At 38.8% G+C, this 15,589-nt stretch carries 12 protein-coding genes; 7 read left to right on the top strand and 5 right to left on the bottom strand.

Features of this window, described 5'->3' with window-relative positions; all coding sequences use genetic code 11:
• Positions 1 to 4: 4 nt before the first annotated feature.
• The 3 genes from ACYVHJ_RS17890 to ACYVHJ_RS17900 form a co-directional block, all read right to left on the bottom strand.
• Positions 5 to 3,676 carry a SusC/RagA family TonB-linked outer membrane protein gene (locus ACYVHJ_RS17890; protein WP_460517497.1) on the bottom strand — a complete coding sequence of 1,224 codons (3,672 nt, stop codon included), beginning with the start codon at positions 3,674 to 3,676 and terminating at the stop codon, positions 5 to 7.
• Between the two features lie 116 nt (positions 3,677 to 3,792).
• The gene (locus ACYVHJ_RS17895) at positions 3,793 to 4,788 is read right to left on the bottom strand and encodes a FecR family protein (protein ID WP_460517501.1); all 996 of its coding nucleotides are present in this window, start codon (positions 4,786 to 4,788) and stop codon (positions 3,793 to 3,795) included.
• Between the two features lie 47 nt (positions 4,789 to 4,835).
• Complete coding sequence (locus ACYVHJ_RS17900) at positions 4,836 to 5,501, bottom strand: sigma-70 family RNA polymerase sigma factor (RefSeq protein WP_339904891.1); 666 nt, start codon at positions 5,499 to 5,501, stop codon at positions 4,836 to 4,838.
• A gap of 450 nt (positions 5,502 to 5,951) precedes the next feature.
• On the opposite strand from ACYVHJ_RS17900, the gene ACYVHJ_RS17905 reads away from it, so the two are divergent.
• The 7 genes from ACYVHJ_RS17905 (at position 5,952) to ACYVHJ_RS17935 (ending at position 11,657) form a co-directional block, all read left to right on the top strand.
• Positions 5,952 to 6,467 (top strand): RNA polymerase sigma factor, encoded by a 516-nt coding sequence (locus tag ACYVHJ_RS17905; RefSeq protein WP_460517505.1) that lies wholly within the window; start codon positions 5,952 to 5,954, stop codon positions 6,465 to 6,467.
• Positions 6,448 to 6,879 (top strand): hypothetical protein, encoded by a 432-nt coding sequence (locus ACYVHJ_RS17910; RefSeq protein ID WP_460517508.1) that lies wholly within the window; start codon positions 6,448 to 6,450, stop codon positions 6,877 to 6,879. The genes ACYVHJ_RS17905 and ACYVHJ_RS17910 overlap by 20 nt, the downstream gene beginning before the upstream one ends.
• Positions 6,880 to 6,912: 33 nt before the next feature.
• Complete coding sequence (locus ACYVHJ_RS17915; protein ID WP_460517511.1) at positions 6,913 to 7,410, top strand: TonB-dependent receptor plug domain-containing protein; 498 nt, start codon at positions 6,913 to 6,915, stop codon at positions 7,408 to 7,410.
• 586 nt (positions 7,411 to 7,996) lie between these two features.
• Positions 7,997 to 9,565, top strand: a complete 1,569-nt coding sequence (locus ACYVHJ_RS17920; protein ID WP_460517514.1) for an FMN-binding glutamate synthase family protein — start codon at positions 7,997 to 7,999, stop codon at positions 9,563 to 9,565.
• 76 nt (positions 9,566 to 9,641) lie between these two features.
• Positions 9,642 to 10,583 (top strand): Rossmann-fold NAD(P)-binding domain-containing protein, encoded by a 942-nt coding sequence (locus ACYVHJ_RS17925; RefSeq protein ID WP_460517517.1) that lies wholly within the window; start codon positions 9,642 to 9,644, stop codon positions 10,581 to 10,583.
• A gap of 19 nt (positions 10,584 to 10,602) precedes the next feature.
• Positions 10,603 to 11,223 carry an alpha-ketoglutarate-dependent dioxygenase AlkB family protein gene (locus ACYVHJ_RS17930; protein WP_460517520.1) on the top strand — a complete coding sequence of 207 codons (621 nt, stop codon included), beginning with the start codon at positions 10,603 to 10,605 and terminating at the stop codon, positions 11,221 to 11,223.
• A gap of 20 nt (positions 11,224 to 11,243) precedes the next feature.
• Positions 11,244 to 11,657 carry a PH domain-containing protein gene (locus ACYVHJ_RS17935; protein ID WP_460517523.1) on the top strand — a complete coding sequence of 138 codons (414 nt, stop codon included), beginning with the start codon at positions 11,244 to 11,246 and terminating at the stop codon, positions 11,655 to 11,657.
• A 111-nt stretch (positions 11,658 to 11,768) separates the two neighbouring features.
• Here the strand turns inward: ACYVHJ_RS17935 and ACYVHJ_RS17940 are convergent, their stop codons facing one another.
• Entirely contained in the window at positions 11,769 to 13,793 is a 2,025-nt protein-coding gene (locus tag ACYVHJ_RS17940; protein WP_460517526.1) for an FAD-dependent oxidoreductase, read from the bottom strand.
• 9 nt (positions 13,794 to 13,802) lie between these two features.
• The gene (locus ACYVHJ_RS17945) at positions 13,803 to 15,581 is read right to left on the bottom strand and encodes an arylsulfatase (protein WP_460517529.1); all 1,779 of its coding nucleotides are present in this window, start codon (positions 15,579 to 15,581) and stop codon (positions 13,803 to 13,805) included.
• Positions 15,582 to 15,589: the final 8 nt, after the last annotated feature.

Genomic DNA, 15,589 nt, shown 5'->3' on the forward strand with positions numbered 1-15,589 from the left:
TCAGTTAAAATTCTGCATTTACTTTCAAGCCTAAAGAACCTGTCCATGGCATTACATTGTAATATTCTACTCCTTGAATCCATCGGTTTCCGGTTTGCCTAAAAGCCCTTTCCGGATCTATACCGTTTCCGGCTTCTGTCCATACAAATAGATTGTTTCCAACCACAGAAATTGAGGCATTTCTCAAGCTTATTTTATTTAGTAAATTGGTGGGTAAGCGATAGGTAAAAGCAATTTCCCTAAGCTTGACATAAGTAGCACTGTAGAGGTTTCTGTCAGGAAAAGGTCGGTTGGCATATCGGTAGGCTTGAAAAGGGTTTAACCATTGAGTAGTCGATCCACCAAGGTTTTCTATATAAACGATATTGCCTTCAGCATCCCTACTTTCTCGCACACCAACATTGAAACTGGCATCTTGCTCTCTATAGTCAGCCTCTTCCCCCGTCCAAGGCAAGCCTCCGTAAGCGGCATTTCTTCCACCAATCCAATTGCCGAAATATGCTTCAGGGTTCTCTTTGATCTGATCTTCAATGGGTCTATTCGGGTCATAAGACATGCCTGAAAGGGTTTCTTCCAACATTCCATTATTACCCAAAAACATCATTGTATTGGAGTAAAACTCGCCCCCTTGTCTCCAATCTATATTCGCATACACACTAAAGTTTTTATAGCTAAAGGTTGGCTGAAAGGATACCATCAGGTCATGGTTGAAATTCCCAATCTTTACTAAATTATTTACATCCTGATCTGCTTGGTACAAGCCACTACCGGTGAGTACAGGGTACCCGAAATAAGGTGATTCTGTATCTTTCACGGTAAGTACCGGACGCATGTATATGTCGCCTATGTCTCCCCCCACGTAAGTTCTCAACTCCGCTCCACTGTAAGAGGTGAAATTGTAATAAGTAATCCCATCTGCAAGTTCCTTGATACTTGTCCTGTTTCTGGTAAAATTAACATTCAAGTCCCATCTAAAATCCCCGGAAATAATAGGTGAAGTGCTAAGCCCCAATTCAAAGCCACGGCTTTCCACCAAACCGGCATTAATGAGCTTACTGCTAGCCCCCGATTCTATAGGAAGATCTATTGGCAATACTTGGTTCTTATTTCCACGGACATAATAAGTTGCATCTATGCCTACCCTATTGTTAAATAGAGAAATATCAAATCCTGCCTCTGAAGAAGTAGATATTTCAGGTTTTAAGGAAGTATTTCTCAGTAAACCTCCCATGTACATACTTTTTGCAGTACCCCAGTCTAAGGCCGTATTGAAAGTAGGGATCAAACTATAGGGAGCAACATCATTACCTACCTGAGCTATCCCTGCCCGAAATTTAAATAAATCTACAAAAGAAGGCATATCTACCATTTCGGAAACAATGGCACTCAAGGATGCTGAGGGATAAAAATAAGATCGGTTTTCTATTGGTAATGTACTTGACCAATCATTTCTGGCAGTAATATCCAAATACAATTTATCTTGGAACCCTGTAGATACAGACCCATAAACGCCATAAATAACTTTCCAGAATTGCTGGCTATCATAAGAAACTGTACCGGGTGCACCATTAGCAATGGTATACAGCATAGGAATGACCAATTGACCTGCATTATTATCCATAAAGCCATACTTTTGCTCCATCCTATTCACTCCGGCCAATGCTGTAATGTTCCAATCTTCATTGAAAATCTTTTGATAATTCAGCATAAAGTCCAAGTTGTTCTCCTTGTTGATATTGTTTCTTAAATGATACCCTCCATTGATTTGATCATAATTATTGTAAGCAATAATTGCCTCCTGCTGTTCATCATAGGAATCTCTGGCATAGCGAAGCATCATGCTTAGATCATTTGTGACATCATAATCTAGCTGTAGCTTACTTACGGTCCTGTTTCTATCAAAACCTGTAGGGTTTTCATTGACGACGAAATAGGGGTTGTTTTGCTTTTGTTTATATTTTCTTTGAAGAATACCTTCAGACCCCGGTACCCAATACTGTTGGAGATCAAGAATATTTACTTGCGCTCCTGTCTCATATAGGCTTCTTACCGGAGAAGTTCTACCTCCATCAATAATAGGCCGATTGTCTGAACCTGATTCAGTAATGTTAATGGTTGCGGTTGCCCTTAGCCTGTCGGTGATATTATAACTGGTATTAAGTCCTATGGTAAGTCTAGAGAAATCCGTATTAGGGATAATTCCGGTGTTGGACATATTCCCTACAGACAACCGAAAACTACCTTTGTCATAATCCCCATTGATCGCCACATTATTGGTATTGGTATAGCCGGTCTGGAAAAAATCTTTGAAACGATCGGGATAAGATACCAAAGGCGCAGGCTCTCCATTGCTGTTCCATTGAACCCATTCTTCGCCAACGTCCAGCTCAGGTCCCCAACTCTCATTCTGACTCTCCTCAAAAACATGCGCTCCACTCTTCCCGGAAGCAAACTCATTTTGGATAGGAATGTACTTAAATGGAAAATCCATCACTATTGAAGAATTCACTGCAACACCAAATCCTTTTCTTCCTGAACCGGATTTTGTAGTAATCAAAACCACACCATTACCGGCCCTGGACCCGTACAAGGCAGCGGCACTTGGTCCCTTTAAGATCGATACATTTTCTATATCATTTGGGTTAATGTCTGAAATGGGATTACCCATGTCAGCACCACCAAAACCATTGTTCAATTTATTAGCAACAGGTACGCCGTCAATAACAAATAAAGGCTGATTGTCATTGTTTAAGGAATTGGCCCCTCGAATAATTATATTTACAGAGGAGCCAGCAGTTCCATCCATTTGGGAAATTTGCACGCCGGCAACTTTTCCTGCCATTGCATTGAGTACATTGTTTTGTGGTGTCTCTGTAAGGTCTCTTCCTTCCACATTACCTACAGAATATCCCAAGGACTGCTTTTCCCTTTTCACACCCAAAGCGGTTACAACAGCTTCTTGAAGTGATTTCATATCCTCCCGCATCGTGATGTCTACAATTTCTCGATTTCCAACTTCAATCTCTTGGGTTTCAAAGCCTATAAAAGAAAACACCAAAATAGCCTTCTCATCTTCAAATTCAAGGGCATAATCCCCATTTTGATCAGTAACTGTGCCTATTGCCGTTCCCTTTAATAGAACAGTTACGCCGGGAAGACCTAGGCCATCAATTTCAGAAACCACTGTTCCATTGACCCTTTGTGCAACATCGACATTTGGTAAACTTTCTGCAATTTCATTGCTGCCATATGGAGCCATTTCTATAAGTCCATTATTTTGAGCGACAAGCTGTGACAAAACTGGTGTACCTGTACCCGACTGTCTGTTTTTGGCTATGATTACATAAGATCCTCCTCTCTGTTTTATAAATGACAATTTATTAGGGCTAAGGAGTTTATCGAGGTTGTTCTCCAATCCTCCCTTCCAGTCTATGCTCCTCATGTCCACAGTTATGTTTTGGATCATTCTGTCAGCAAATAAAATATCTGCTTTATAATAAGCCTTGAGCTTATCAAGTGCTTCTGCCAAGGCTACGCTGTATTGCGCCTCTGCCACCGGTATTTCTGCCAATTGCCGAGACTTTAGGTGGTTGGCTTTGGCATCTGCAATTGGAACATGATGCATAAAAATGCACAATGCCCCAATCAAAAGTGAAAAGTGTAAAATCTTTTTCATGTCAGATTCAGGGTTTTAATTATTAATATTTAGTGCTGCTTTACTTAAATTATTTTTTAAAATCATGGCTAACCATTTCATTCTTAATTGCAGGAAATATGGGTGAAAACAAATGTTTATTCGGAACCATAGAATCTAAATTTATTCTCGTTTGCTTCCATAGAAATACCTAAAACCTGAGCCACCGCAGCGGCAAACTCCTCAGCATCTTCGGAGCGAAAGGAGCCCGAAACGGTTAAATTTCCGATTGAGTCTTCGGATATTTCCACTTCCACACCATAATTATCCTTAATAAGATCCGAGATTTCGGCCAAGCTCGTCTGGTTAAAAACATAGCGGTATTCCTTCCAAGAAGCGAATTCTTCAGGGGTCTTTACTTTCTTCTTTTGCAAATCGCCATCAGGTTTCATTCGGACTTTTTCTCCCGGCTTCATCATCACCGTTTCCCTACCGGTGGCATTGTGCTTGATCAATTCAACTTTTCCTGATTTTAAATGTACTTCTGTATTTTGATGACGGTTATAAACAGTAAATTCTGTTCCATGGACCACCACATCCAAACCATTTTTTGTTTCGACGATGAATTGATTGAAAGGGTCATGGGCAACATCAAAAGAGGCTTCCCCGGACAATTCAACTTGCCTTTTGTCAGAAAAAAAGGTAAACCGAGCAGTTTTTAATTGGCTATTGGCATTTAAATAAACCAGCGTGCCGTCATTTAATGCCACAGTAGACAACTCTCCATAGCCTGAACTGTAGGTTTTTACCAATACAAAATCCAAAGCCCCGGAAAAAATTAAGGCAATGAGTATCACAGAGGCAACCATAAAGAGTTGATAAGCCGGCAATTTGGGTTTTATCGAATTAGTAATGCCTTCTCCTTTAAAAGGCGCTTTATGATCAATTTTTCTATTAAAGTCTAGGAAGGCCTGCTCGACATCTGCGATGTATTGTAGGTTTTGTCTTTCCCATTCTTCCAAACAGGAATAAAAGAATTCCTCATTTCTTGTGGATTCATTGACCCAATCATCAATCCATTTTTTTTGGATTACGGAGGCTGATCCATTAAAGCATTTATTAAGTAATTTCCTTATGGTTTCTTTATCATGCATTATAATTCGAGTTATTGGTTAGGTAAAGGTGGGTGAATGCTTAAAATTCACTTAAATAGCTGTGTAAACAGCATTAGCCAAAGCAACCATTTATCCTTTAGCAATTGGCGAATGGCAATTTTTGAACGGTAAAGTTGCGTTTCTACGGTTCTGACAGAAAGCCCAATTTCTGTGGAGATCTCCTTCATGGTTTTCCCTTCAAATTGGAACAAGAGGTATATTTTCCTTCGTTGGCCGGGAAGTGTTCCAATGGCTTTCTCAAAATCTTGGTAAAGTTCTTCGTATTCTGTAATGCTATCCGGCTGATAAGTCTCAGGAATCCTTGGCTCCGAAGTCGTGCTCAACTCTCCCTTTCGTGCCAAATCATGTTTTATATAATTAAAACCTCTGTTTCTTACCGACTGGAACAAGTAAGAGCGAATAGAGGATTTCACCTTTAAATAAAGCTTTTGATCGTAAAAATGAACCAAAAGATCAGAAACCAAATCTTGAGCAACTTCTTTTGACCCTACAAAGCGTACAGCGTGAGAACAAAGCGGTTGGTAGTAGCGCCGGAAAATCATTCCCATTCCTTTTTTGGGATCTTCTTTGAGCGCATGACTAATTAGCTGTTCATCATTCATTTTATCAGTTGAATTGGAAACCGAAGCTTCTTCTACACTGATAGGTGAACTGAGCCTTTTACTATTTATTGAAATTTTGGGTTCTGGCATTATTGTTTATGGTTTTATATTGCCTGTCATTTAATAAGACAATTAAATACCCTTGTACTACTTACAAAGTAAAAAAAATATTATTCGCTATTTCATTATTTTTAACCAATACAAACCTACTCATGTCACAATTATTCTTATGTTAATTTATGATTAAATAATTTTCATGGAATTTTACACCACTTGACCTAAAGCTTTTTCTATGCAACAAGACTATTCCAATATCACTTCTAATCTAAAATCACTTCATATATTGGAATGGGTTTAACTATGAGTAACTTTTAGCCTATTCCTATTTAGAATGATAAAATAAATAGGCCTAAATAATTGAGGAAAATCACCTCTATTCTAAAGTTTAACACATCCGCCGCAGGATTTAAAAAAAAATTTTCACCGAAATCTTCATTTTGTTGTTATGGAACAGGCTTTATTTCGTCATTTAGGTACAAGATGAAAACGGAAGAATTTAAAAATAGGGTGATTTCAATGTCAGAACGCTTGTACCCAATGGTGGCAAGGATGTTAGGTAGCCATGCAAATGCGGAGGATGCTATTCAAGAAATCATGATTAAGCTTTGGGAACGACGCAAGCAAATTAAAAATCACCCCAACTTACCGGGTTTTATTTTCCTTACTGCAAAAAATTATTGTTTGGATAAAATCAAGAAGAAAACGCCTACAGAAGACATATATGAGGCCAAACATTATGAATTTCCCGCTGATCAAGAACAAAATTCGCTTGAATGGAAAGAACTCAAGCAATTGATCGAAGAAATAATCAATAGACTGCCAGCTCAGCAACGTGAAATTATAATGATGAGAGATTTGGACGGATTAACATTCGATGAAATCGCAGTATTGACAACATTAAGAATAGATCATATACGGGTTCTTTTGTCAAGAGCAAGAAAACAAGTAGCCAAAGAACTCCAAAAATCATATAGTTATGGAAAAGGGGAATATTAAAAACTGGATGGAGAAGTATACTTCAGGCCACAGTACGCTCGCTGAGGAAGCTTACCATGTGAAAAATGTAGAGAAAAGCGCTGATAATGCTTCACTATGGTTCAGGTACCTTAAAAAGGAAAAGAAAGAAACACCAACTGATCTTAATGCGAAAATTTGGGACAAAATTCAGAAAAGAGAAAAAAGGGCCAAATTACGGAAACTAGTAATAGGTAGTATGTCCATCGCAGCTTCTCTTCTTTTATTGTTGCTTTTCTTCAAACCGGAACCAAATCCTAAATCCTATAGTCTTGCAGAAAAGCAGGCCTTACTAAAGGAGGCTATGGCTATGTTTGAAAATGAAAACATTAATAAAAAGAATAAAAAAGTGATTTATGAGGATGATATCATCATCATATATGCTTCAAAATAATTAAGAAAAATTTAACCTTTAAAACAATTCACAATGAAACAACTACTATTAATTATGTGTATAGCACTTGTGCCATTTTCTAGTATCCTGGCTCAAGAAAGCAATGAAAACATCCAAAAAAAGCTTGAAATCACTATTAGTGAAAAAGACAATCCAGATGTCTACATTGATGGTAAAAAATACGACCATGCAATTGTTGAGTTGTTGGACAAAGAAAAAATAGCAAGCATTAGCGTACTTAAGGATGAAAAGGCTTTGGAAAGGTACAATGCACCAAATGGTGTGATTTTAATTGAAACCAAAGCAAAAAAAGAGGATCAAGTTAAAATTAGGTACAAGGATGGAAACAATAATGAAGCACAACCCTTAATTATCATCGATGGAATTAAGGCCGAAAAAGGAGACATGGAAAAGCTTGCACCTGAAGACATCGAATCTATAGATGTTTTCAAAGGGGAAGATGCCTTAAAAAAATACGAGGCACCCAATGGTGTGGTGATCATTACCACTAAAGGAGCTAAAAAAGAGTAATGCTTTTCTCAATGATAATATCGGCTACCTATAGAAAGTGAGATTGCCCTTAACTCCATTTTTCAAGTCCAATTTTCAAAGCAGCCCATAAAAGGGCTGCTTTTTTTTGCAGTATTCACTTTAACCAGGATTATGTAATTGGATTCTTGATGAGTGTTCCAATCGCAAGAAAATCAAGCTGTGTTGAGTTTTCACCATAGCGGTGCTATGCTAAAATCTCAACACAGCAACGAAGTGGCCGATTTTGAAGCGATTTCAGCACGTAATAGATTGTCTATTGCATATTTCGGGTTTAATACTACTGAAACAATAAAATCAATTTTGGGTTCTAAAAACAAAATTTGATAAAATAATTATGCCCTTACACCCTGTCAAAAGTGAGTCTCAAGTATTAAGTGGAACTAAAGGGCAATAGATCTTGAAAAAAATCACTAATTTGGAGTTAGAATGCGAAATAACCCATGCACTTATTATCCAGCTGACATTATCTCTTATCCGAACTTGAAGAGAAATAGTTTCGTTGTCAGCTAAGTGACTTGTGAAAACACCCATCATCAGTAACTATTAATTTTGAAGCCAAATAATAATGAAGCCAAAGCAAATTTTCATCGCCTCCTCAATCATAGCACTTATCTGTATACCTGCAATCTATCTCTTTATGCCCTCTATCCTTTGGATTCTATGGATAGTTATTCCTATAATGGTGATTGGGTTGGTTGATATATTACAAACCAAGCATACCATCAGAAGAAATTTTCCGGTTATAGGGAATTTCAGGTATCTTCTAGAAGATATCAGACCTGAAATCATGCAATATTTTGTGGAAACGGATACAGAAGGAAGGCCCATCAACAGAATTTACAGGTCACTGATTTACCAAAGAGCAAAAAAGGTCAATGACACCACCCCATTTGGCACCCAAATGGATGTATATGCCACTGGCTATGAATGGATGGACCATTCCATTTATGCTAACAACCACGCGGATGTACATCATGAATCCAGAGTTTTAGTAGGAGGAAAAGCTTGTTTAAAACCCTATTCAGCAAGTATTTTAAATATTTCAGCGATGAGTTTTGGTTCCTTAAGTAAAAATGCTGTGATGGCGATGAATACCGGAGCAAAAATTGGTGGCTTCGCACACAATACTGGGGAAGGAGGAATAAGTCCTTATCACTTGGAACCCGGGGGGGATTTAATTTGGCAAATTGGTACCGGTTATTTTGGCTGCAGAACTGAGGCAGGCAATTTTAGTGAAGAAAAATTTCAACAAAACGCTAGCCTTGACAATGTCAAAATGATTGAGATAAAAATTTCTCAGGGAGCCAAACCCGGACATGGAGGCATTCTTCCGGCTGCAAAAAACACCGAAGAAATTGCTGTCATCAGGCATGTAAAACCCCATACCGATGTTCATTCTCCACCCAAACATACAGCTTTTGAAGATGCAGAGGGATTGATGTTATTCATTCAAAAATTAAGGGATTTATCCGGAGGAAAACCCATTGGTTTTAAAATTTGTATTGGCAAAAAAAGTGAATTTATAGGCTTGTGTGAAGCCATGGTTAAGCTGGGCATCAAACCGGACTTTATCACCATAGATGGCGGCGAAGGTGGTACAGGGGCTGCACCCATTGAATTTTCAAATTCCTTGGGTATGCCATTAAAGGATGGACTATCTTTTGCCATAGATACTCTCATGGGCTATGGTTTGAAGAAAGACATCCGAGTGATAGCTTCCGGAAAAGTATTAAGTGGATTTGATATTGCCAGGTCAGTTGCCATAGGAGCAGATATGGTTAATAGTGCCCGAGCCATGATGATTGCTACCGGCTGTATCCAAGCCTTAGAATGTAATATCAACACCTGCCCCACCGGAGTGGCTACCCAAGACAAGAGTTTAATGAAGGGTTTGGTGGTAAAAGACAAGGCACAAAGAGTGGCCAATTTTCACGAAGAGACTGTGAAAAGTTTTATTGAATTAATCGCTGCATCAGGAATAAGGAAAACTGAAAAGCTCAACAGAGAACATATCAACAGGAGAATTGGGATGAATCAGGTTTTAAAATACAATGAAATTTACCCGGAGGTACCTGAAGGCGCTTATTTAAAGGCTAAAAGCAATGGGGTAAAAGAGAAAGTGATTGAGAAATAAAATGGATTTTTCACAATTGCTTTTTTTTAATGAATCAGAAATAATATGTAAAGAGTGAATAAATTTAACCCTTATCATGCAAACAATCCTAGGTTCAAGTGGTGCAATAGGTACAGAATTAGCTAAAGCTTTAGCAGCTTATACGCAGCAAATAAGACTAGTCAGCAGAAACCCAAAAAAGGTAAATGATACGGATGAAATATTTCCTGCAGACGTGTTAGATGCCAAAGCTTTAAAAAAAGCCATACACGGTTCTTCAATTGTATATGTCACTGTTGGATTTACCTACAGCCATAGGCAGTGGGCTGAGAAATGGATACCTTTCATTAAAGACCTTATAACTATTTGTTCTGAAGAGAACTGTAAGCTGGTCTTTTTTGACAATATCTACATGTATGACCCCAATTTTCTCAACGGAATGACTGAGGAAACACCAGTTAACCCATCAAGCAAGAAAGGCCTTATTAGGGCGAAAATTGCAAAGATGATTTTGGATGCGATCAAAAAAAATAAAATCCAAGCGCTTATAGCCAGATCAGCAGATTTCTATGGTCCTTCAATATCAAATAATAGCCTTCTTACTGAAACTGTTTTCAAACCACTTAGCCGCGGTAAAAAGGCAAATTGGCTAATCAGTGACCGTTTTTTGCATTCTTTCACCTATTCTATTGATGCTGCAATTGCCACCGCTCTACTAGGTAATACTGAAAAGGCTTATGGAGAAGTTTGGCATTTACCAACTGCTTCTGCACCTTATACCGGTAAACAATGGATCGAAAAAATTGCAAAAGAACTAAAAACCGAGCCCAAAACTCAACTAGCACCTAAGTTTCTTGTTAAAGTGATGGGATTATTCAACTCCATTATGAAAGAATCTGTGGAAATGCTATATCAGTATGATAGGGATTATGTTTTTGACAGCAGTAAATTTGAAAAGACTTTTAATTTTACACCAACCTCCTATGACTTGGGTATAAAAAAAATAGTTGAAACTGATTACAAACAGGTTAAAAATTAATTACCCCCAAAGTTGAGAAATGGAATTATTTGCTCGTGAAACAGACCCCTCCAAAAACCTTCTCCCATTTGATGGTACGGTAAATTATTATGGGAAATTGTTAGATCAAAGGGAGGCAGACCATTATTTCTCCATCTTAATGAAATCGATCGAATGGAAAAATGATGAGGCCATCATTTTCGGTAAAAAAATTACCACCAAAAGAAAAGTGGCTTGGTATGGAGAGGAAGCTTTTGAATATACCTATTCCAAAACAACAAAATCCGCACTTCCTTGGACTCAAGGCCTACTTGAATTAAAGCTTTTAATAGAAAAACAAACTGGTGAAACCTATAACTCTTGTTTACTCAACCTTTATCATGACGGTAGCGAAGGCATGGCTTGGCACAGTGATGCAGAAAAGGACTTAAAAAAACAGGGAGCAATCGCTTCCTTAAGTTTGGGTGCAGAAAGAAAGTTTGCTTTTAAGCATAAGGAAACTAAAATTAAAAAAGAGCTTATTTTAGAAAATGGAAGCTTGTTAGTAATGAAAGGAAGCACTCAAAATTATTGGCTTCATCGATTACCTCCTACCAAAAGGGTATTTGGTCCTCGGGTTAATTTAACTTTCAGAACGATTGTAAAAAAACGAGATTTATAACCTATTATTAAAGCATATCTATGAAGATTTATCGATCAAAAATAGGATTGGAACTGGTTATTCCCGTTGGGCTATTGTTTCTCTGGATTTCCTATAATATGTATCTCAATCAAATCTGGATAGGTCTATTGATCATGCTTCTAACCAGTGTCTTCTTAGGCTATTTGCTTCGCTCTATAAAATATCGCATTGATCCGGACAACCTACATATTTACGGTGGTTTTGGCAGTCATAAAAATATTCCAATACAGGACATAACGAAAGTAGTTGAAACCCATAATCCCTTAAGCTCAGCTGCAGCATCCTTAGATCGTTTGGAAATATTTTTTAACAAATATGATAGTGTTCTTGTCTCCCCAAAGGAAAAAAAAGAATTCATCGCAACTTTATGTCTTCAAAAGCCTACCATTGAGGTATTGCTTAAAAAGAAATGATGCAATGTTAAAATCGAGTAAGTGATAAGTAGTAAAAAATCCCCAAATCCAAGAAGCACCTTTTTTCTGGATTTGGGGATTTATTTAATGGTTGATTTCGTTATTCTAGCATTATTTTGCAGGAACCCAAAGTACCGCATCTGCAACTACCGTTCCATCGGAACCCTCCGTACTTACCGTTACAAAAGGGTTTGTCCCAACTTCTAAGCTATTGGTTCCAACTTTCACCCATTCCCCTCGGGTTTGGCCTTCCACCCTAATGTCAGATTCTTTAACAATAACTTCATTTTCTGTTTCCCCATCAGAAATGGTAATCTTCGTTTGACTACTCGCATTCTCAGTTCTGGAAAAATAAACATAAACATCATAATCTCCATTTTCAACCACTTCCGGGCTAAACTTGACGGTGTTAATAGAATTTTTATTTTCGGAACTTTTCAATAGTGTTGGGCCATAGCCATGCCTATTTTGTTGTTCCCATGCACCGGTTACCTCTACCCCCTCATCATCGTTGTCCACTAAAATCTCTGCAGTACTTCCGTCTGCCAAAGGATTAGACCTAAGTTCTGTTTGTAATTTTTCGATGGACAAATCTTGAACAGATAGCCCTTCATCCAAAGCCAAGCTAGCCGCCACAGCCGCCGATTGACCAAGCACCATAAATACAGGTTCCATCCGAATAGATCCGTATGCTATATGACTGGCAGATAAAGCCACCGGTACCAAAAGGTTTTTTGCTTCATTGGACTTTGGAATGATAGATCGATAGGCAATTGGATAAGGGCCAAACCCTCCAATCTCTACATTGCCTTCATTTTTCACCATCTTTTTCCCATCCTTCTCAACCACCACTCGTTGGATATTATGAGAATCCATAGTATATGCAGCCATTCCAACGCCATCTTCAACAACTTCCTCACCTACACAATTGGCTTGGGTCATCACATATTCTCCTACCATTCTTCTCACTTCACGCACATAAAGCTGTGGAGTCCAGTGATCAGTGTCCACATATTCGTCTTTTGGGTAACCCCATTCATTCATGAATTCTTGAAGTTCTTTGGGAACTCTCGGATCTGTTTTGTAAAAATAAAGCAGGGATTTGGTATAAAAAGTGTGCGCATCGATAATTTCCTGGCGTTTTTCATAACTCCCTTCCGGATATTCATGATTCATCCCTATCATATCAGTGGAAAAACCTCCCCTATTGTTAATATCTGTCTTGTTATTTGGCATTCTACTCCAGATAAAATACTGGTTAATCGTTCTTTTTTCAGGCTGAGCCTCAAAAAGCCTCACCAATAGGTCAAACATGGAAGGATCGTAACCCTCAGGTTTGGTGATTTCTATTCTGTTATCGGGATCATTGGTCAGGCAAATCCTATAGTTATAAGCTTGAATCTTATCATCCCCTGTACCATCCTCAGCAAGTGTCCCTTCACTTATACCCCATAGGAGTCCACTTGATGGATCTCCCGGGACTTTATAGGGGTCTACCCCATCCGGAAACTGGTGTCCGTTCATTAACTGCACACCATTGTATGTCTCACCATAGACTTCATTGGCTTCCCTGCCAATGGCATAGGTCACCCCTGATTTGGCCATGAGATCTCCTTCATAGGTGGCATCAATAAACATTTTACCTGCTACTTCTCTTAAAGGCTCTGTAAGGTTGGCTGCATTTTCAAGAGTAATTTTGGTAATTGTACCTTCCTTATTCTCAACTTCTTGAACCCTAAATCCATATTGAACGGTAATTCCTGCACGGTCAAGGTATTCCTGAAATGTGGCTTTGGCTACGCTGGGTTCAAATATCCATTGTTCAAATTTCCCATAATGGTCCCCAAGTTTTCTATAAAAGTCTCTGGAAAGTCCTGTTACGGCAAACTTATTCCCAATGTCTGTATACCCTAAGCCACCGCTGGTCAGCCCCCCCAAGTGTTGACTGGGTTCAATTAACAATACGGATTTCCCCATTGTTTTGGCGGTGTAAGCTGCAATGACCCCGGAAGAGGTCGCTCCATACACGACCACATCGTAGACTTTTTCCTCCGATTTCTCAGCAGATGAACAAGAACTCATGATACTTGAAAAAATCAAGCACAGTAAACCTAAGTAGTTAATATATTTTTTCATTATTTTTCATCAATTGGTTTTTGTAAATACAATTAATCTTAAATCCATTACTTGGCTCCCCGGGATATTGAGCGCTGCCAGAGATAAAGTTGCCTCACCTTTTTCTAAGTCGATTTCCCCTAATGGCATGGCTCTGAAATCTTTTACATAAGACTCCATTCTTTTAACTCGGTCATTTTCCATTCCCTTTAATGGTGGGTCATGCCCTACCTCCACTTTTCCATCAATATAATTTTCTCCTAATTGAAGCCTAAAAGTGGAGCCTACATCTTCCTGTGGGCAGGTATAATATAATTCAACCTCATACTTACCGGCCTCCAGCACTTCTACATCCCAAGTAATGCTATCTTCCAAACTTCGCCAGTTTTCAAAAAATGAATCATTGGGAAAGCGATTGGATCTTTGGACTTGCCCATGTGCTTCTCCATCTCGGGCTGGCATTTGTGTGTATTTTGCCCCGGGAGCGCCTAAGGTAAATGAGCGTGTTGTAAGGTCTTTTTCTAATTCATCAGCCATCTCTTTTTCCCAAGCCTCTTTTGCTGAACTAAGTTTAGCTGTTAATTCCGGCTTACTACCTTGTATTGGGTGTTGTTGATAAGGATCTTTTACCATATCAAACAAGTTCTCTTCGTGATCAAGAAGGAATTCCTGGGTCCTTAAACTCGTTCGACTGTTCCAGTGGCGGTATATGATTCTATCCTCCCAAGGAGCGTTTTCATTGAGTATTAAAGGTTTCAAGCTTTTCCCATCAATCGATTGATCTGCATTGTAAGAAATTCCCAACAAATCCATCAAGGTTGGAAATAAATCTATTGCTCCGGCAATTTCCTTAATAATTTTCCCCTCGGGAATTGTTCCTTTCCATTGCATAAAAAAAGGACTTCTAACCCCTCCTTCATCTGTGGAACCTTTTCTTCCTTTCATTCCTCCGTTCCACCTAAAACTATTGGGACCATTGTCACTAAAATAAATCACAATGGTGTTTTCTTCTAGTTTTAGCTTCTTTAATTGATCCATCACTCGCCCCACATTCCAATCGATATTTTCACACATGGCCAAAGCCGCTTTTGTAAAAGCCGGCTCTTCACCATTGACCAGGCTATCAAGCTTTTTGTCGGCAAAGGAATCGTACCAACGGTCTGGTACCTGCATGGGGGAATGAGGAGTATTAAGTGGCAAGTAAACCAAAAACGGTTTGTCTTTATTCTCCTCAATAAATGCCATGGCCTTTGAAGTAAGGTCATCCGGAAGAAAACCCTGCCCTTGTACTGGTTTTCCATTGTGTTCTAATGGAGGGCTAAAATAGTTGCCCCAATGACCGCTGCAAAAACCGTAAAATTCTTCAAAGCCCCTCGCATTGGGATGATAGGGATGTTGCATTCCATTGTGCCATTTCCCAAAGGCTCCCGTAACATACCCTTCATTTTGGAGCACCTCCGCAAAAGTAATCTCGTCAAGATCCAGCCTTTCCTGACCTGCAGAAGTCCCAGTTACCCCTCCACGCAAATGATACCTACCGGTCAGCATTTCTGCTCGAGTTGGAGAGCAAACAGGCGAAACATAAAAACGATCGAAACTAATTCCTTCTACACCTAGTCTGTCTATATGTGGTGTTTTTAAATTAGGGTTACCCGTAAAACTTAAATCTCCCCACCCTTGATCATCCGTAAGAATGATCAATACGTTTGGCTTGTCTATTTCTTTTTCTTCAGGTTGGCATGCATAAAAAACATACATACAACCCAAAAACACAAAGATTTTTCCGGCAGATTTTACGAATAACCCCATATTTATCA

This window comes from Cyclobacterium sediminis (assembly GCF_054781075.1).